The 18,373-nt window shown below is 70.0% G+C and carries 18 protein-coding genes; 5 read left to right on the forward strand and 13 right to left on the reverse strand.

Features of this window, described 5'->3' with window-relative positions; genetic code table 11:
- Window positions 1-57: 57 nt before the first annotated feature.
- The 10 genes from ACGF3C_RS21560 to ACGF3C_RS21605 form a co-directional block, all read right to left on the reverse strand.
- The gene (locus tag ACGF3C_RS21560) at window positions 58-510 is read right to left on the reverse strand and encodes a MaoC family dehydratase (RefSeq protein WP_357229412.1); all 453 of its coding nucleotides are present in this window, start codon (window positions 508-510) and stop codon (window positions 58-60) included.
- Window positions 511-527: 17 nt separating this feature from the next.
- Window positions 528-1,409: an amidohydrolase family protein gene (locus ACGF3C_RS21565; protein ID WP_393224569.1), complete on the reverse strand. Its 882-nt coding sequence runs from the start codon at window positions 1,407-1,409 to the stop codon at window positions 528-530.
- 24 nt (window positions 1,410-1,433) lie between these two features.
- Window positions 1,434-2,360 carry an SDR family NAD(P)-dependent oxidoreductase gene (locus tag ACGF3C_RS21570; RefSeq protein ID WP_357229417.1) on the reverse strand — a complete coding sequence of 309 codons (927 nt, stop codon included), beginning with the start codon at window positions 2,358-2,360 and terminating at the stop codon, window positions 1,434-1,436.
- 112 nt (window positions 2,361-2,472) lie between these two features.
- Complete coding sequence (locus ACGF3C_RS21575; protein WP_393224572.1) at window positions 2,473-3,222, reverse strand: IclR family transcriptional regulator; 750 nt, start codon at window positions 3,220-3,222, stop codon at window positions 2,473-2,475.
- Window positions 3,223-3,252: 30 nt separating this feature from the next.
- Window positions 3,253-4,206 carry a PDR/VanB family oxidoreductase gene (locus ACGF3C_RS21580; protein WP_357230249.1) on the reverse strand — a complete coding sequence of 318 codons (954 nt, stop codon included), beginning with the start codon at window positions 4,204-4,206 and terminating at the stop codon, window positions 3,253-3,255.
- On the reverse strand, window positions 4,203-4,421 hold the full coding sequence (locus ACGF3C_RS21585) for a hypothetical protein (protein ID WP_357230247.1): 219 nt from the start codon (window positions 4,419-4,421) through the stop codon (window positions 4,203-4,205). Before ACGF3C_RS21585 ends, ACGF3C_RS21580 begins: the two co-directional genes overlap by 4 nt.
- Window positions 4,418-5,461 carry an aromatic ring-hydroxylating dioxygenase subunit alpha gene (locus ACGF3C_RS21590; RefSeq protein WP_357230245.1) on the reverse strand — a complete coding sequence of 348 codons (1,044 nt, stop codon included), beginning with the start codon at window positions 5,459-5,461 and terminating at the stop codon, window positions 4,418-4,420. Before ACGF3C_RS21590 ends, ACGF3C_RS21585 begins: the two co-directional genes overlap by 4 nt.
- A 148-nt stretch (window positions 5,462-5,609) precedes the next feature.
- Window positions 5,610-5,945 (reverse strand): TraR/DksA C4-type zinc finger protein, encoded by a 336-nt coding sequence (locus ACGF3C_RS21595; RefSeq protein ID WP_357230243.1) that lies wholly within the window; start codon window positions 5,943-5,945, stop codon window positions 5,610-5,612.
- A gap of 339 nt (window positions 5,946-6,284) precedes the next feature.
- Window positions 6,285-7,019 carry a VOC family protein gene (locus ACGF3C_RS21600; protein ID WP_393224577.1) on the reverse strand — a complete coding sequence of 245 codons (735 nt, stop codon included), beginning with the start codon at window positions 7,017-7,019 and terminating at the stop codon, window positions 6,285-6,287.
- 57 nt (window positions 7,020-7,076) lie between these two features.
- Window positions 7,077-7,436: a DNA polymerase ligase N-terminal domain-containing protein gene (locus ACGF3C_RS21605; RefSeq protein WP_124860959.1), complete on the reverse strand. Its 360-nt coding sequence runs from the start codon at window positions 7,434-7,436 to the stop codon at window positions 7,077-7,079.
- 132 nt (window positions 7,437-7,568) lie between these two features.
- On the opposite strand from ACGF3C_RS21605, the gene ACGF3C_RS21610 reads away from it, so the two are divergent.
- Together ACGF3C_RS21610 and ACGF3C_RS21615 are read left to right on the forward strand one after the other, a co-directional pair.
- Window positions 7,569-8,189, forward strand: a complete 621-nt coding sequence (locus ACGF3C_RS21610; RefSeq protein ID WP_355006335.1) for a helix-turn-helix domain-containing protein — start codon at window positions 7,569-7,571, stop codon at window positions 8,187-8,189.
- Window positions 8,190-8,311: 122 nt separating this feature from the next.
- Entirely contained in the window at window positions 8,312-9,811 is a 1,500-nt protein-coding gene (locus ACGF3C_RS21615) for an FAD-dependent monooxygenase (RefSeq protein ID WP_393224581.1), read from the forward strand.
- Window positions 9,812-9,839: 28 nt separating this feature from the next.
- Here ACGF3C_RS21615 and ACGF3C_RS21620 read toward each other — a convergent pair whose 3' ends face one another.
- Complete coding sequence (locus ACGF3C_RS21620; protein ID WP_357230234.1) at window positions 9,840-10,958, reverse strand: Gfo/Idh/MocA family oxidoreductase; 1,119 nt, start codon at window positions 10,956-10,958, stop codon at window positions 9,840-9,842.
- Window positions 10,928-11,638 carry a ThuA domain-containing protein gene (locus tag ACGF3C_RS21625; protein ID WP_393224584.1) on the reverse strand — a complete coding sequence of 237 codons (711 nt, stop codon included), beginning with the start codon at window positions 11,636-11,638 and terminating at the stop codon, window positions 10,928-10,930. The genes ACGF3C_RS21620 and ACGF3C_RS21625 overlap by 31 nt, the downstream gene beginning before the upstream one ends.
- Before the next feature lie 910 nt (window positions 11,639-12,548).
- Between ACGF3C_RS21625 and ACGF3C_RS21630 the strand changes: the two genes are divergently transcribed.
- The 3 genes from ACGF3C_RS21630 (at window position 12,549) to ACGF3C_RS21640 (ending at window position 16,950) form a co-directional block, all read left to right on the forward strand.
- Window positions 12,549-15,563, forward strand: coding sequence for a helix-turn-helix domain-containing protein (locus tag ACGF3C_RS21630; protein WP_393224587.1), 3,015 nt, complete (start codon window positions 12,549-12,551; stop codon window positions 15,561-15,563).
- Between the two features lie 6 nt (window positions 15,564-15,569).
- Complete coding sequence (locus tag ACGF3C_RS21635) at window positions 15,570-16,298, forward strand: WD40 repeat domain-containing protein (RefSeq protein ID WP_393224590.1); 729 nt, start codon at window positions 15,570-15,572, stop codon at window positions 16,296-16,298.
- A gap of 199 nt (window positions 16,299-16,497) precedes the next feature.
- A complete protein-coding gene (locus tag ACGF3C_RS21640) occupies window positions 16,498-16,950 on the forward strand; it encodes a peptidoglycan-binding domain-containing protein (RefSeq protein ID WP_393224593.1) in 453 nt (150 codons plus the stop codon).
- A gap of 82 nt (window positions 16,951-17,032) precedes the next feature.
- On the opposite strand, the gene ACGF3C_RS21645 is transcribed toward ACGF3C_RS21640, so the two are convergent.
- Window positions 17,033-18,088, reverse strand: coding sequence for a hypothetical protein (locus tag ACGF3C_RS21645; RefSeq protein WP_357233334.1), 1,056 nt, complete (start codon window positions 18,086-18,088; stop codon window positions 17,033-17,035).
- Window positions 18,089-18,373 lie beyond the last annotated feature (285 nt).

Consider the following 18,373-nt stretch of genomic DNA (forward strand, 5'->3'; position numbering starts at 1 on the left):
CATTCTCCCGGGGGTGGAGGTGGTGTGCTCGCCCGGCTCGTCGGATGCCCCCGGGCCTCAGGCGTAGAAGCGGTACAGCCCTCGCGCGACGACCGCCGGCTTGGCGCCGCCCTCGATCTCGATCGTCTGGTCGACGGCGATCTGGTAGCCGCCGCGCACCTCGACGACCTCGACGACTGTGGCCCGCATGCGTACCCGCGCCCCGATCACGACCGGCGCGGGGAAGCGCACCTTGTCGAGGCCGTAGTTGACCTTCGTGGTCACGCCCTTGACCTCAAGCAGCTCGGTCCAGAACGGAACGGCCAGGGAGAGGGTGAGGAAGCCGTGCGCGATCGGCGCGCCGAACGGCCCGGTCCTCGCCCGTTCGGGGTCGACGTGGATCCACTGGTGGTCGTCCGTCGCGTCCGCGAACAGGTCGACCTGGTCCTGGGTGACAGTACGGTACCCGGTGTGGCCAAGATCGGTGCCCGCGAGGTCGCCCAGCCGCTCGTAGGTGATGGTCGTCGTCATGGCGCTTCCTCTCGTCGTCACCGGGCAAGGCCCAGCAGGCGGGCCGCGTTGTCCTTGAGGATGCCCGGGAGCACATCCGGCTTGAGATCGGTCGCTTGCACGTCGCGCAGCCACCGGTCGGGGGTGAGCAGGGGGTAGTCGGTGCCGAAGAGCACCCGTCGCTTCAGCACCGAGTTGGCGTGACGCACCAACTCGGCCGGGAAGTACTTCGGGCTCCAGCCGGACAGGTCGATCCAGGTGTTGTGCTTGTGCGTGGCCACCGACAACGCCTCGTCCTGCCAGGGCACCGACGGGTGGGCCATGATGATCTGAAGGTCGGGGAAGTCGGCCGCGATCGGGTCGAGCAGGATCGGATTCGACAGGCCGAGGCGCAGGCCGTAACCGCCCGGGGTGCCGGCGCCGATGCCGGTCTGCCCGGTGTGGAAGAGCGCCGGGACGCCGGCCCGCCCAAGCAGGCCCCACATCGGCGCGTACTCGTCGTGGCTGGGGTCGAAGCCCTGCACTGTGGGGTGGAACTTGAAGCCTCGTACGCCTTCCTCCTCGATCAGTCGGGCGGCGAGGTCGAGGGCGGCCTCGCCTGTGCGCGGGTCGACCGACCCGAACGGGATCAGCACGTCGGCGTGCTCTGCCGCGGCACGGGCGATGTCGGCGCTCGACAGTGGTGGGTGCTTCAGTTGGGTACGCGCGTCCACTGTGAAGACGACGGCCGCCATGCTCCGCTCGCGGTAGTACTGGGCCACCGCGCCGACCGCCGGCCGTGGGCCGTCCGTCTTGAAGTACGCCGACGCCGCCGCCACGAGCGGTTCGGGCAGTGAGGTGTGACCGTGGTCGTCGACCTCGATGTGCACGTGCATGTCGATCGCCGTGACGGTGTCGATGTCGATCGCGGGCTGGTACATGGGGCCAACCTTCGTCGGGGCGGGTCAGGACGTCGCGGGCTCGAACTCCTCGGGGAGGTCCGGGAAGCGTTCGCCGACGCTCTGCTCGGCGCCGACGAACGTCGTCGGCCAGGCGTCCACGAGCGCCTCGTACGTCCAGCCGCCCTCGCGGTGCGCGGTCAGAGCCGCCTCCGGATGGGTCCAGATCTGGAGGCGGTCCCCTCCCACACCGATCACCTGCCCGGTCACCGAGGCCGCCGCGTCGGAGCCGAGGAACGCGACGAGCCCGGCCGCGTCGTCCGCCGTGCCGAACCCCAGGCCGTGTCGGAAGAACGCGGGCATCGGCTCGCCGTTCGCCTCGGCCCGTACCGCCGCAGCGAAGTAGGGGACGGTGGCGGTCATCGCGGTCGCGGCGACCGGAACAACGGTGTTGGCGGTGATGCCGGCCCGCTTGAGCTCGAGTGCCCAGGTACGGACCATGCCGACGATGCCCGCCTTGGCGGCCGCGTAGTTGGTCTGGCCGAAGGTACCCCGCTGCCCGGTGGGTGACCCGACGCAGATGATCCGGCCGCCCTCGCCGGCCTGCCGCATGTGCTGCACCGCCTCGCGCACCGTGGTGAACGTGCCGCGCAGGTGCACGTTGATGACGGTGTCGAAGTCGTCGTCGCTCATCTTCCACAGCACCGTGTCACGCAGGACGCCCGCGTTGGTGACGAGGATGTCCAGCCGTCCGAAGTGCTCGACCGCCGTGCTGACGAGCTCCTTGGCGGTCTCGGTCGGGCCGACCGGTGCCACCACCGCGACGGCCCGACCGCCGGATGACTGGATCGCCGCCACCGCGTCGGCGGCAGCTCCGGCGTCGACGTCGTTGACCACTATCGAGGCGCCCCGCCGCGCCAGCTCCTGGGCGTAGGCCAGGCCGAGGCCCCGCCCGGCTCCGGTGACGATGGCAACCTTGCTGTCCAGTGACATGGGTGCTCCCTTTCGTCGATGCCGATCCGCGCACGAAGGTGGGGAGTGACACGCGCACGGGCAACGTAATGCAGATTTTGATCGGGCGTCAACGATTTGCAGTATGTCTACATCAGACGGAGTTGCTCAGCGCCCGGGAGACCACCCGGCCGGCAGCCTGGACCAGCGGGGCCAACGCCACCGGGTCCGCCCGGTCGTGGGCGACAACCAGCGAGATCGCCGCCACCACACCCTCCGGTACGCGGATCGGTGCGGCCACCGAGAGGGCATCCATCGTGACCTGGCGGTCGCTGACCGCGTACCCGATCCGGCGCACCTCCGCGAGGCAGCTACGCAGCCGCCTCGGGTTGGTGATGGTCATGTCGGTGTACCGCTCCAGCGGCGCGGCCAGCACCTGCTCCTGAACCTCGGCGGGCGCGTGGGCGAGCAGGACCAGCCCGACGCCGGTCGCGTGCAGCGCGAAACGACCCCCCACCCGGGTGAGCACCGGCACCGCGTGGCGCCCGGCGATCCGTTCGATGAAGACGAGTTCGAGGTCCTGCCGCACGGCGAGTTGGACGTTCTCGTGGGTCACCTCGTACAGGTCCTCCATGACCGGCAGGGCCAGCTCCCGCAACCCCACGCCCCTCGGGGCGAGCGAGCCCACCTCCCACAGCCGCAGACCGATCCGGTACCGCCCGTCGTCGCCACGTTCCAGCGCACCCCACGCGAGAAGTTCGGCGGCCCGCCGGTGCACGGTGGGCAGGGGCAGCCCGGTGCGGCGGGCCATCTCGCTCAATGTCAACGCCGGGGTGGCCGGGCTGAACGCGTCGAGCAGCGCCAACACCTTGCTCGTCACCGACCGTCCCGGCTCTGCGCGCACCCCGTCATCATCCCCGCCCGCGCCGGGCGGTCACAGCTCCAGCACGAGTCGGGGCGTAATGGCCCGGGAGACGCAGATCATCATGGTGTCCCCGGCGGCCCGCTCCTGCTCGGTGAGCAGGCTGTCGCGATGCTCCGGCACGCCGTCGAGCACCGGGGTCTCGCAGGTGCCGCAGGTGCCCTCCCGGCAGGACGAGAGGACCGGCACGCCGGCTTCCTCCACCGCCTGCAGGATCGGTGTGCCCGGCGGGACGATCACCGTCCGCCCGGAGAGCGCGAGTTCGACCTCGATCGTCGTCTCCGGCGCCCCGGTGTCGCCCAGGGGGGTGAAACGCTCGACGTGCAGGCAGCCGGGTGGCCAGCGCCGGCAGTGCTCCTCCACCGCGCTGATCAGCGCTTCCGGCCCGCAGCAGTAGACGAGTCCGGTGCCGGGGCGGCCCAGCAACCCGACCAGGTCGAGCAACCCGGTCTCGTCCTGCGGGTGCAGGCTGACCCGGTCGCCGTACCTCTCCCGCAGGGTGGTGGCGAAGGCCATGCTGGCACGGCTGCGGCCCCCGTACACCAACCGCCAGTCGGCGCCCGCGGCGTCGGCGGCGGCGACCATCGGTGCGATGGGGGTGATACCGATGCCACCGGCGACGAAAAGGTAGCGCCGCGCCGCGACCAACGGGAAGGTGTTGCGCGGTCCGCTCACCCGGACGGTCGCGCCGACAGTGAGCCGCTCGTGCACCAGTCGGGAGCCGCCACGTCCGTTGGGTTCGCGCCGCACCGCGATCCGCAGCACGGAGCGGTTCACCGGGTCGCCGCAGAGGGAGTACTGGCGGGCCAGCCCGGCGCTCAACTCCAGGTCGATGTGCGCGCCCGGCGTCCACCCGGGCAGGTCACCGCCGTCCGCGCGGCGCAGACAGATGGCCACGACCTCGGCGGCCACCTCTTCCCGGCCGGCAACCACCAGCTCCGCACCGGTCAGAACGTCCCCTGTCACTCGCGCATCGCCAGCCGCCTCGGCCGCCCGGGCACCGGCACGGCGACGCCCTGGTGCCCCTGCGGGTGGGCGAGCAGCCACTCCCACAACTCGACCGGCTCCTCGGCGAGGCGCTCGGCCCCACAGTGACAGATCCCGCGCAGCGTGTCGGTGCCCGGCACCCAGTGGATCCGGTAGACCCGGTCCCCACTGAGGGTGCCTGCTCGGGAACTCACCGCGCCGCTCCCACCGTCCCCGACCCGACCATCCGGGCCAGCAGCCGCCGGGCGGCCAGGCCGCCGGTGTCGATGTTGATGCTCAGCTCCTGATACCGGTCCGGCTCGGTCGCGATCACCTGCTCCAGGATGTTGAGAGCTGTCACGTCCTGCATGACCACTGTGTGGTTGCTGTGGTGCAGGTACTCGCTGACCGACTCGTCGTCGATCGCGAAGTCGCGCGCCACGGCCCAGAAGTCGTAGGTGGTGTGCTCGGTCGACGGGGTGATGGCGTACACGATCTCGGCGTGGAACGCTTCGCGGTCCTCGCCCTCGGCGGGCGGATAGACACCCTGCGGCGCGATCCGGCTGTGCAGGAGGTAGAGGCAGGGCGGGTGGAACTCGATGTCCTGCCACCGGGTGATCCGGCCCTGGATCCCGGTCGAGCGCGCGTAGAACGGCGGGCACTCGGCGTCGTCCATGTGCCGGCTGACGTAGACGATCCCCCGGTCCTCGTCCACCTCGGTGGTGATCGGGGTGTTCGCCACCTCCGGAGTGCCGATGTAACTGCCGTGCAGGTAGGTCTCGTGGGACAGGTCCAGGAGGTTGTCCACCAGCAGGCCGTACCGCGCGTTCAGTGGCACCATGCCCCGCACCACGGCGTAGCGGGGGTCGGCGAGCCACGGCGCGCGGGGAATCGCGGCCGGGTCGGCCCGGTCCAGGTCGCCGATCCAGACCCAGATGAAGGAGTCCTGTTCCACCAGTGGGAACGAGACCACCCGCGCGGTTCGCGGGATGCGCTGTTGCCCGGGTACGAAGACACACGCGCCGGTCGGGTCGTAGGTGAAGCCGTGATAACCGCAGACGATGGTGTCGCCGTCGAGCCGGCTCTCCGACAGTGGAAAGCGCCGGTGCACGCACCGGTCGGCGAGCGCCACCGCCTTCCCGGCACCGGTGCGGTACAGCACCATCGGCTCACCGAGCACCGTGCGGGCGAGCAGGTTCCGCCCCACCTCACTGCCGTAGGCCGCCACATACCACTGGTTACGCGCGAACACCATGCGACCGGACCTCCACGCAGACGGACGTCGATGGATCCGGATCGTCCCGTGCGGCGCCTCCTCCCAGGAACCAGAGCTTTCACTGAGTGAAAGGTCGACCCTCGCGCCTGTGTGGCTGCCGTGCCGGCGGCACGGCAGCCACCCGACGTCACCTGCTCTGCTTCTCCTGGCACGGCACGCAGAAGCGGGCGTGCGGGAGGATTTCGAGCCGCTCGGCCGGGATGCTCCGGCCGCACCTCTGGCAGGCGCCGTAGGTGCCGTCGCTGATCCGGTTCAGCGCACCGGTGATCTGCTCGATGTTCTGGCGGGTGGCCACCAGCAGGGCGGCCTGGTTGTGGGCCTCGCCGGGGTCGCCGGTGTCCGCGTTGAGCTCGGTCAGTTCCCGCAGCCGAGCTGTCTGGGTGGCGAAGTCGTCCGCCAGGGACGCTCGTAGGTCAGCCAGCCAACTCTGGTCGAGAGTAGGACGATGATGATCGACGCTCATGATCTGCCTTCCAGGGAAAACGGGTGGGAAAAACAAAAAGGGCCGAAGCTTGGATAGCTTCGCCCTGGCGGTCGTTCTGGGTATGCAACGACTCCGCAGGTGGGCCTCGGCCGGTTCGCATCGGGCTCGACGTTGTGTGCGCGGACACGGTGTGCGGCGCGCGGACAACCGGCACCCGCATGTCGGCCTCGGGGCGTGTGGCCGTCGGCACGCGCACAGCAGCGCCCACCACCACGTCAGTGGCGGCGGGCGAGCGGAAGGTCACCGGCGGCATGCCCCAACCATAGAGTGGCGTTGCCCTAATGCCAACGTTCAATGATGCTCACTGTTTACCGGTTGTCAGCTCGGGGTGAGGAGGCAGAACTCGTTGCCCTCCGGGTCGGCGAGCACCCGCCACGGGACGTCCTGCCCCAGCTCGATGGGGGTCGCGCCGAGACTCCGCAGCCGGGCCGCCTCGACCTCCGGGTCGTCACCGGGGTACGGACGGACGTCGAGGTGGACGCGGTTCCACCCGCTCTTGACGTCTGGGGTTCGGACGAACTCCAGGTAGGGGCCGACACCCTTGGCGGAGCGCAGTCTCGCACCCTGATCGTTCACCTCGTGCAGGGTCCAATCCGTGGCCTCGCTCCAGAACCGGCCCATGGCTCGCGGGTCGGCGCAGTCGACCACCACGGCGGCGATCGGTCCCGTGTCCCGGTAGACCGCCCTGGGCTCCAGCACGCAGAACTCGTTGCCCTCCGGGTCGGCCATGACCGTCCACGGCACGTCACCCTGGCCCACGTCGGTGGCGGTCGCGCCGAGCTCCGTCAGACGGGCGACCACCTGCGCCTGGTGGGCCGCCGAGGTGGTGGCGAGGTCCACGTGCACGCGGTTCTTCACCGTCTTGGGCTCAGACGAGACGATCAGGTCGATACAGACAGCGACCGGGTCGGGGTAGACGAAGCCCTCGGGTTCGAGGTTGGTCACGCCGGGTCCCTCACTGGAGATTTCCCAGCCGAGCGCCTGCGCCCAGAAACCGCCCAGCGCGGAGTCGTTCCGAGCCTTCATGTTGATCTGCACAAGCCGCGTCGCCATGCCGCGATGCTAGGGCCTGTGCCCGCGTCTCGCTGACCGTCGTAGCCGCCTACCGCACTACCGTCCGCGATCGTCCGGGAGCTGCTCCTTCGTCAGGTGGAGCAGCCACCCCTCGCCGGTGCGGATGAGCGCGTATCGCCGGCGACCGGTGCGGCCGTGCAACGTGAACAGCATCCGGCGGTCGGTGCGATCATGCTCCTCCCAGGTGCCGATGTCGGCGATCGACTTGTCGACGTCCTCGTACGTGAGGTGAGCGAGGTCGTGGTCGGGCACGGCGATCGCGAGCCGGTTGTCGCTGGGGCTGTCCGGTAGACCGCGAGGCACCGCCCACGAGCGCAGCACACCATCTTCCTCAAGCCGCAGGTCGAAGTGCGGTCGTGGTTTGCGGTGGTGGTGCAGGACGAAGGCGGGTGCCACTCCCCCATTGTCGGCGCAGGCCGGCCCTCCCGCCTGTCGACGCGGTCACCTCACGCTGCCGAACCCACAGTCCGTCAATTTTTGCGTGGCACGCATATTTGCGTGTCACGCAATTGGTGCTAGCGTGGCGGCATGACGGGGCTGCGGGAGCGCAAGAAGGCCGAGACGCGGGCGGCGCTTGGTTGGGCTGCGATCCACCTCACCGCGGAGCGTGGCTACGACAACGTCCGCGTCGAGGACATCGCCGAGGCTGCCGGTGTCTCCCCGCGTACCTTCAACAACTACTTCTCCAGCAAGGCCGAGGCGATCGCCTCCCGCCACCTCGACCGCAGCCTGCGCACCGCCGCCGCGCTGCGCGAACGTCCCGCCGACGAGCCACTCTGGGTGGCGCTCACCCAGGCCGCGCTGGATCAGTTCACGCGCGGCCCCGAGGTCGAGGCGATGCCCTCCCCCGACCACGCCCGGTGGGTGGCCGGCGTACGCACCATGCTCGCCGAGCCCGCACTACAGGGCGAGCGGCTGCGCGCCACCGCCCTCGCCGAGGCCGAGCTTGCCGCGGCGGTCGCCGAGCGCACCGGCACCGACCTCGCCTCCGACATGTATCCGAGGCTCGTCGCGGCCGCCGCCAGCGCCGCCGTCGTCGTCGCCATGCAGCACTATCTCGACAGCGCCGACCCACCCGCCCCGATCGAACGCCTCATCACCGACGCCTTCACCCAGGTCGCCGCCGGCCTTCCGGCCCCACCCCGCTGAAGCTCCGCCCTCACGCAGGCACCACCTCACCCACGTCTCCAGCCGCATCACAGTCGCGCGGCGGGCCGGCCGCGTGCCGCGCCTGCCGTGGCGATGACGCACACCCCGAAGGGATCACGACCATGATCGATGTCGCCATCGTCGGAGCCGGCCCCAACGGCCTCATGCTCGCCTGCGAACTGGCCCTCGCCGGCGTGCACCCCGTCGTCCTCGAACGCCACGCCGCGCCCACCGGCGAGCCCCGCGCCAACGGCCTCGTGGGACAGGTCGTCCGCCTGCTCGACCGACGCGGCCTCTACGCGCGGCTCAGCGGTGAGAGCACCCCGCCGGCCCCTCAACCGGCCTTCACCTTCGGCGCGTTCCCGCTGGATCTCACAATGCTCGCGGAGAACCCGCACTACGTGCTCGGAGTGCCGCAAGCCCAGCTCGAGGCCGGTCTCGCCGTCCGAGCCGCCGAGCTCGGAGTCGGCCTGCGCCGCGGCCACGAGGTCGTCGACCTCCGCCAACGCCCCGACGGGGTCGAGGTCCACCTCGCCGACGGTACGCAGCTCACCAGTCGCTTCGTCGTTGGTGCCGACGGCGGCCGCAGCGTGGTGCGCCGCCTCGCCGGTATCGACTTCCCCGGTGTCACCAACGACCGGTCGATCTCCCGCACCGCGACGGTGACCGTGCCTGCGTCGTCCCTCGACCCTGAGACGGGCGGCCTGCGCGTCCCCGGCTACGGTGTCGTCCCGCCGTTCCAGCACACCCGCACTGTGCGGGGCCTGATCGCCTGGGCCCCGTTCCCCGGCCGACCGGCGATCCTGAGCACGACGGAGTGGCCCGACCCGCCAACGAACGACGAAGCCCCGATGAGCCTGGCGGAACTCCGCGCCAGCGTCGCCCGGGTGCTCGGTGCCGACATCCCTTTCGGCGCGCCCGGCGGCCCCGGCCTGCTGCGGCGCTTGACCGGAGGCAACACCCGCATCGCCGCCCGCTACCGCGCCGACCGGGTGCTGCTGGTTGGCGACGCCGCGCACGTGCACCCCGCGATGGGCGGCCCCGGCCTCAACCTGGGCCTACAGGACGCGGTCAACCTGGGTTGGAAGCTCGCCGCCGCGGTGCGCGGCTGGGCGCCGAAGGGCCTGCTCGACACCTACGAGAGCGAGCGTCGCCCCGTCGCCGAACGGGTCGTCATGTCCACCCAGGCGCAGTCGGCGCTCATCGGCCCCGGCGACGAGATCAGCGGCTTGCGGGAACTCTTTGCCGAACTGCTGCGCAAGCCGGAGGTGACCGGGCACATCGCGGCGCTGATGTCCGGTGCGGACATCCGCTACCCCGCCGATCCCGCCGACCCTCTGGCCGGCCGCTGCGCGCCCGACGTGGTCGTGCACACCGAGCACGGTGCGACACGCCTCGCCGAGCTGACCCGCACCGCCCGGCCGCTGCTGCTGGACTCCACGGGTGCCTACGCCGGAATCGCCGCACCATGGCGAGACCGGGTCGACGTGGTCACCGGCTCACTGGAGGGCACGACAGCGGCCGCGTTGCTCGTACGCCCCGACTGCTTCATCGCCTGGTCGGCCGGGGACGCCGCCACGCTGCGCGCCTCGCTCGCCCACCACTTCGGCCTTCCACGATGACCACGAACCCATTTCGGGCTGGCCCTCTTCAGCGTGTCCTTGCGTCGTACGCCTTCCAGTCCTCCAGCGGAGTGAGCGGAACCGGCACGGGCCGCTGTGCCGTCGTCGTCAGCTCGATCCGCTGGCCTTCGGCCGCCGACCGCAGCAGGCTGGTCATGGTTTCGAGTACGTGCAGTGCGACCTCGCCGTCAGCGCGCGGGGCACGCCGATCGTCGGCCCTGACCAGGTCGATCAGGCCGATGCCCCGGGAAGCCTTGGCGTAACCGGCCTGCGGTTCGAGAGCGCGCCAGTCGGTGTCGCCGAGCGCGAAGACGCGGACCTCACCGTCGAAGTAGTTCGGGTCGGGCACGGCGAGCGTGCCGGCCTCGCCGTGCACCTCGATCGGTGCGGCCGTCGTCCGGACGCCGTCGAAGCTCGTCGTGATGGTGGAGAGCGCACCGTTCGTGTGCTCGAGCACGCCGGTGAGGTGGGTGTCCACCCCCACCGGGATCCGCTGGCCGGTGCGGGGGCCCGAGCCGATGACGCGCTCGGCGCGCAGGCGGCTGGCGGCGCCGGTCACCGACCGGACCGGCCCGAGCAGATGGATGAGCGCCGAGATGTAGTAGGGCCCCATGTCCAGCATCGGGCCGCCGCCCGGGGCGTAGTAGAAGTCGGGATTGGGATGCCAGCGCTCGTGCCCCGGAGTGACCATGACGGCCGACGCGGACATCGGGCGGCCGATGAGCCCGCCGTCGATCGCCGCCCGCGCCGTCTGTGTGCCCGTACCCAGGACGGTGTCCGGCGCGCACCCGACGCGGACGCCGGCCGAAGCGGCCCGTTCGATGATCGAGCGGCCGTCCGGGAACGTCACGGCGAGCGGCTTCTCCACATAGACGTTCTTGCCAGCGTCGATCGTGTCCAGCGAGATGTGGGCATGGGCTGCGGGGATGGTCAGGTTGAGCACGGTCTGCACGTCCGGGCGGGCGAGCAGCCGCTCGACGCTCATCGCCTCGGCTCCAGCAATCGTGGCCGCGACCTCGGCCGACCGGGAGGCGTCGAGGTCGGCCACCGCGACGATGTCGATCTCAGGGTGGTCCGCGAGGGTGTCCAGGTACGCGCGGGAGATGACCCCGAGACCTATGACGCCGACGCGGTGCGGGTCGCCCACACCATCCCCCTCTCGATCACGGTACGGACATCCGCGTGCTCCAGCACGTCGAGGCTGTGCCCCGGGGTCGTCACGACGACGCGCCCGGCACCCCACTGTCGGGTCCAGATGGCCGGTGAGGTGACCGGTCGATGCCACGGATGCCACGCCTGCGTCGGGTGGGTGGTCACGGCCAGTACGTCGATCAGGTCATCGTGCAGCACCCAGTACTGTTCGGTGACCAGGTCGAAGTCCTCGATGCCCGCAGTGATCGGGTGCTCTCGGCCGAGGTCGGTGACGCGCACCGTGTGCGGCAGGAAGTTGTCCTCCGGGCCACCGTGACGCTCACACGGCTCGAGGCCCGGGTGGGTCGCGAACTGGCCGCCCACCAGGTGCAGGTATTCGGCTGACGCGCGGAACGAGTCGACGACGCCGCCGTGCCAGCCGGTGAAGCCCGTGCCGGCGATGACCGCCGCGCTGAGGCCCGCCACCTGGTCCGCGGTGATCTGCGACATCGTCATGCACTGCACGACGAGGTCGGTCTCGGCCATCTCGGCGGTGTCGGCGTAGATCTCCGTCGACTCCTCGACCCGTACGGCATAGCCGCTACGTTCGAGGAAGGGGAGGAACAACTCCGTCGCCTTGACCGGCTGGTGCCCCTCCCAACCGCCCCGAACCACCAGTGCTCTCCGCTGCGCCACCGTCGCTCCCTCCCACGGTCCGTCGCCACCGGGCTGACCGCTCCCGCCCCGACGACGGGTCGCCGATGCCCAAACGTGCCGAGCACCGAAACCGTACCCGTGGTCGCCGACAAAGCCGACGGACGCCGGCTGCCGGATTCCACTCTGCCCGGTCGGCTTGGCCCGCACCACGAGCGACACCGGTCCTGGACCGGCGCGGAGGCGCGGACGGGTCGAAGCGATCGCCGCCCGCGCCGCGCCGGGGCGAGCACCCGGATGCGCACAAGGTCGTGAGCGCCGCGGCGGGGACGCCACGGCGCTCACGACCGGCATCGGCATGATGCCGACCCACCGCGCTGATCATGGGTGCGGTGACAGGGTGCCTGTCGCGGATCAACCGCTACGGCGGTTACCCCACTGGCGAGGGCTCTGGACCGAGCCCCGGCCAGTGGGGTTCTGACCCTTTCCGAATGGTTGAGGTGAGGCGACCTTGCCCTTCGCGCGTCGGGCAGCCCGATTCGCGGGAACGGCGGGCGGATCGGTCTCACCCTCGGTCTCGGCCGTGGTTGAGGTGTCGGCTGCCGCCGCGTCGGCGTCCTGGGCGGGCTCAGGCTCCGGCATCGGGTCTCCTTGGATTGGTGGGGTCCTGCGGGCCGTCGACGGCCGGCGGACGCGGACTGATCGACGCCGGGGCGCGGCTTGACGGTAGCGCAACGCCAGGCCCAACCGCGTGTTCCCCCGCTCCAATGGGACGGTCGTTACCTGCTGCCTGGCGGCGCGGACCGAGCCCCGGGCCGCAACCGCATCGCCACAACTGGATACTTCTTCTGGCCCGATCCGATGGGCGCCCGTGCCGAAGCTCGCCATGGTCGCGCGGCCAGAGTTGCGGCCCAGTATGCGGAGGTGGGTATTGGGCCGTCCGGAGAAGCCAGTGGACCCGGCGGCGGGCCCGGTGCAACGGTTGGCGTGGCAGCTACGACAGTTGCGGGAGCACGCGGGCAACCCGAGCTATCGGCTCCTGGCTCGGCGCGCGCACTACTCGGCAAGCACGTTGGCGGACGCGGCGAAGGGTGACCGGCTGCCGACGCTGGAGGTGACGCTCGCGTACGTTCAGGCCTGCGGCGGCGACCCGGCCGAATGGCGGGCACGGTGGTCGGCCATCGCCGAAGCGGCGGTCGCCTCCAGCACCGCCGAGACCATCGCGCAACGCTGCCCGTATCAGGGGCTGACGGCATTCCAGCCCGAGCAGGCGGAGCTGTTCTTCGGCCGTACGGAGCTTGTCGAGCGGCTGCTGGCACGGGCCGATCGGCGGTGCCTGACCGCGGTCGTCGGGGCTTCCGGAAGCGGCAAGTCCTCGTTGCTGCGGGCCGGTCTGCTGGGAGCCATCACCGCCGACCGTGGGCTCGCCCAGCGGTGGCAGACGATGTTGTTGACGCCGACCGAACACCCGCTGGAGGCGTTGGCCGCCGAGATCGCCAAGTTGACCGGCCAGGACGCCCCAGAGATCCGGAAGGAGCTGGCGGCGGATGCCGCCGCGCTCGACATCGCGGTGCGGAGCGCACTGGCAGGCGGCCCCCCGCAGACCCGCGCGCTGCTGGTGGTGGATCAGTTCGAGGAGGTGTTCACACTCTGCCCCGACAAGGCGGAACGCCGCCGGTTCATCGAGGCGCTGCTGGACGCCGCGCAGGGGGCCGACCGCCGCACCACTGTGGTACTCGGGGTACGCGCCGACTTCCTCGCCCACCTCATGCAATATCCGGACCTAGCCGTCGCGCTGGAGGACGAGGCGCACCTCCTGGTGCGGCCGGTGGGCGTCACCGACCTGCGGGAGATCATCATTCGGCCCGCCGCCCAGGTCGGCATGGGCGTCGAAGCCGACCTGGTAAGTACGGTGCTCGCCGATGCCGCCGACGAGCCGGGCGCTTTGCCGCTCGTCTCGCACGCGCTCCTCGAGACATGGCAACGACGAAGCGGGGAAACCCTCACTCTGTCGGCCTATCAGGCGAGCGGCGGCGTGCGCGGGGCGATCGCCCAGACCGCCGAGCGGGCCTATGGCGACTTCGGGGCAGCCGAGCGACAAGCAGCTCGCCGGGTCTTCCTGCGGCTCACCGCACTGGGCGACGGTACCGAGGACACCCGGCGGCCCATCATGCGTACCGAACTCGACGGCATCGCCGATGAGGCGGTCACCGCCCGAGTTCTGGACCAGCTGGCCGAATCCCGTCTGGTGGTCATGGGCGACGGCACTGTGGAGGTGGCCCATGAGGCGCTCATCCGGGCCTGGCCGCGGCTGCACCGATGGCTGACCGATGATCGGGCGAACCTGCTGATCCACCGGCCTCTCACCGAAGCCGCGCACACCTGGATGACGCTCGACCGTGATACCGGGGCCCTGTACCGGGGAACCCAACTCCTGGGCGCGCAGGCCCTGGCCGAGGACGGTCCGGAGGAGCTCAACGAACTCGAAAGCTCCTTCCTGCACGCCAGCTCCGCTCTCGCCGAGTCCGAGCAGAACGCCGGCCGACGTCAGGCCCGCCTGTTCAAGCATCTCGTCGCAGGCATATCCACCCTTCTCGTACTCGCCCTGCTGGGCGGCGCCGTCGCGGTACGACAACGCCAGGACGCCCGCCGACAGCAGGTTGCCGCGCTCTCCGGCGAACTGTCGCTGCAAGCCCGATCCCTGCTCGCCACCGATCCCGATCTGGCCGGCCTGCTGGCCGTCGAGGCCGATCACCTCAACTCCAACACCGAGACCCAGGGCAGCGTGCTGAGCGCGGCGGTCGCGCCCCGCCGCACCGAACTCAACGTCGGCGGGCCCTCCATCTACACGGTCGCGTTCAACCCGGACCATTCCCTGTTGGCCTCCGCGGCCGGTGACGGCACCGTCGGGTTGTGGGACCCCGCACGTGGCGAGCGGATCGCCATCCTCTCCGGTCACACCGGTCGGACCTCCGACCTGGCCTTCGCGGACCACGGAAGGCTGCTCGCCTCCGTCGGGATCGACAAGTCCATCATCATCTGGGACGTCGCGACGCGCCAACAGAAGACCCGGTTGACCGAGAACAGCCTCGGGTCGGGCATGGCCTTCAGCCCGGACGGGACCAAGCTCGCCGTCGGTCTCACGGGCGGCCCCGGGGCCGACGCGAATGCCGGCCGTGCCGGCGACATCGCCCTCTACGATCTGCGGACCACAACTCGCACAGTGCTCCGCGAGCACCGGAGTCCGGTCAGATCCCTCACGTTCAGCCACGACGGCGCGATCCTTGTCTCCAGCGACGGGGTGGAGCACCCGGCCGCTTGGCGTGTGGCGACCGGCACCGTGTTCGCCAGACTGTCCGCCCAGCATGTCTTCTCGGTCGCCTTCGGTCCCTCGGGCTATGTCCTCGCGGGTTCCGCCGACGACCGCGGGGTGTACCTGTGGGACCTTGCCACCGGCCAGCCGGTCCGCCTTCCGCCGTTACCGCTTGCCGGCCGCTACGCATGGACCATCTCCGCGCCCACCGACAACAGGCTCGCCGTGGCCGACGAGAACGGCGCGATCACGATGTGGGATGTGCGACGCCGCGAGTCCCTGCAGACCTTTCAGGACCGCGGCCGCACCGAAACGGTGTCCGTCGCACTGAGCCGGGACGGGGCGATGCTCGCCTCGGCCGGCTTCAACGGAACCATCGTGCTCCACGATCTGGAGGACGCCCCGTTCAGCGGTTTCGCGGCACAGGTCAAAGACCTGAAGATCAGCCCGGACGGAACACGTGTCGCCTCGGCGGGCAGCGACGGCACCGTCCGCCTCTGGGACACCGACGGCGAGCAGGTGGCCGTTCTCAGCGGGCACCCAGACGAGGTCCAGGCCGTCGCGTTCAGCCCCGACGGGCTCCGGCTCGCCGCCGTGACCCGCAACAACATCGTGACGATCTGGGATCTCCAACGTGGACGGCACGCCACCTGACCGATCGTGTCCAAGGGGGTCGGTGCGTCCACGGACGTTGCCTTCGATCCTGGTGGCCGTCTCGTCGCAGCCGCCACGCTCGGCCCCTTCATCTGGGACGTCGGGGACATCAACAACCCGACTGACATCACAGCCAGGTTCCCGGCGCAGATCGTCACGTCGCTGGCCTTCAGCCCGGACGGCCGCCGTCTCCTGGGCGCGAGCGTGGGCGGCTTCGTCAACACGTGGGACGTCACCACCGGCAAACTTCTCAGCCGAGTGAAGAGCCAGCAGGGCACAGTGCAGGACATCGCTGTCAGCCCTGACGGAGCTCTGCTCGCGACCGCCGGCGACAGTCGTAGCGTCAAGCTCTGGGATGCCGCGGCCGGCAGCGAACTCGCCGTTCTGCACGGCCACACCGCACCCGTCCAGGTCCTTGCCTTCAGTCGCGACGGCCGCAGGATCGCGTCCGCCGGTGACGACCGGACCATCATCATCTGGGACACCGTCACCCAGCAGCGGGTCACGACCCTCAGCGGCCATGGTGCGAGAGTCCGCGGGCTCGCCTTCACTGCGGCCGGAACTCTCATCTCCGGTGCCGAGGACGGCCGAATCGTCCGCTGGTCGTTCGACGTCCGCGCCGCCAGGGCTCAGATCTGCGCCAAGGCCGGCCGTGAGCTGACCCGGCAGGAGTGGACGAGGCACATCCCCTCAGAGCGGTACGACCCTTCCTGCGGCTCACCGCCGAGTCGCTGACTGAGCTGCGCAAACGTCCTGAGGGTTGTCCGACGTTGTTTGTCCGGCGCCACCGCCCTGTTGGACAACCTCACGTCGAACCAGCCTGACTCCAGGACACGAGCCGTGCGGTGGATGTCCTGCCAGGAGTCCGACTGCCCGGGGAAAAGCCCAACGGGGGTCCCGGGCATCGGACGACACCGCGATGAAGGAGAACTCGATGAAGCGTTTGGCAGCACTGCTCGCATTGCTCGTGACCGTGCTCGCGGGCACGCTCGTCGCCGCCAGCCCTGCCCACGCTCGCAGTCAGCCGGAATGCGAGTCCTACGACGTCGTCAGCAACCAGGCCGGTTATCAGGTCGCCGCACCGGTTGGCAAGTACGGCGTCCTGCCGTGCTCGCTGGTCTGGGGCGACGGTGGACCGGGCACGGCGGCCCTCCAGTGGGCCCTGAACGACTGCTACCTCGCACCCGCCGGCAAAGTGCTGCTCAGCGATGACGCGGCGTTCGGCCAATTGACCTTCAACGCGCTGAAGTTCGCTCAGAGCAAGGCGGGCATCAGCGCGGACGGCCAGTTCGGGCCGCAGTCACGCGCGTCCCTGAAGTTCCCCGCCTACCAGGGCGGAACCTACGGAACCCGTACCTGTGCCCGCCTCGGCCGTCCGCTGCCGTAACTGCCGCTGGATAGGCCCCGCCGGCGGTGACAGCGCAAACGTTGTCACCGCCGGCTCAGCACGGTGCGCTGGGCTGGTGGACCTAGACCCTTGCTACGCCGGCTGCTACGCCGGCTTCGCCGTTCCGGGGCCACTCCGCAGCCTCCGGGAGCAGGTCGAAGATGCGGTCCATGGAGTACGGCTGGTACGTCGTCTCGGACTCGGCGATCTTCTCCCAGTCCGAGTTGGTGAACTGGAACATCCACAGGGCGTCCAACTCGAAGTCACCGTGTCCCTCGGGAAGGTGTTCGAACTCCTGCTTCATGGCGTCGACATCGAGGCCGGCGCTCGTCGTGTGGCTCTCAAGGTGAGAGCGCGCTGCCTCGTCGAGCATCAGCAGCTCAGCGATGGTGTGTGGCACAGGCGTCACTCCCCTGGCCAGCAGGTCACACAGGTCGACGCAGGTCTGCGCGAGCCGAACAAAGAATTCTGGCGGCTGCGCGATCAACGAAGCCGGAAACGCGACCGCGGGACCTTCGATCCCCCACATGAGGCCATCCGCCTGATCAACAAGGACCTCCGCCATACCGCACAACGACTCGTAGAGAGCAGCAGCCCAGCGAGGGCCGACGCTCCACGAGGGACATACGCAGACTTCTTCGTCGTCGTCCGAGCTCTCCATCAGGCAGCGGCACGATCCGCCGGGACCGCACTGGCCGATGCCGGCGTCATCACCTCGGCGTTCGGCATACGACGGACAGCCGTCGCAGTAGTCGCACCCATCGGCGGGACACTGCGCGGCGGGAAACAGCCCCGCCCAATCGATCTTGCTGCCATCCCTCGGCAGGTTGGGGACGTCGAGTTCGCTCACGAACCAGGTGGCAAGGAACTGCCGTTCATCGGTGACGTCGACGCGCTGTTGGGCTGCTTGGTCAAGCCCGGCTCGGACGCTTGCCGGAAGACTGAGCCAGAGGCCGGAGAAGTTCTCCTGCCCCTTGTCTGGAGAGTTCAACAGGTTGCAAATGGCGACCGCCTGGTGTGGCCAATCGACGGTCGCGATGGCATCCAGCTCGTTGCCGTTGCCTTTGTCGACGATTGCCATGACACGCGACTTGGTGGTGGTGTGTTGGGGCACGAAGGCGATTACTTCTCTGGGCACGACAGCTCCTCCCGGGCGCGCATGAGGGCACGCTGGGCTACGAAGTAGGAACAGAGGTCCGCGCTGGTTGTCCCGGTGCTTCCGTGGACTCCGCTTCGCGGGACATCAAATTAGCATGCCTGTCAATTGCAGGACCGACCCGCGAGCCGGAGCAGAGCCGATCGCTGAGGATCCGCATCTCACTCCCCGCCGGGCGGCGATCATTGCCGGCAGTGGTAGGCGCCGAAGCCGGAAGTTTGCTGCGACGCTACGGAGCCGCCCCGCCCGGCCCGAACAACGACGGGT

Origin of the sequence: Micromonospora sp. NPDC047762 (assembly GCF_043204655.1) — a bacterium.
Taxonomy (GTDB): Bacteria; Actinomycetota; Actinomycetes; order Mycobacteriales; family Micromonosporaceae; genus Micromonospora.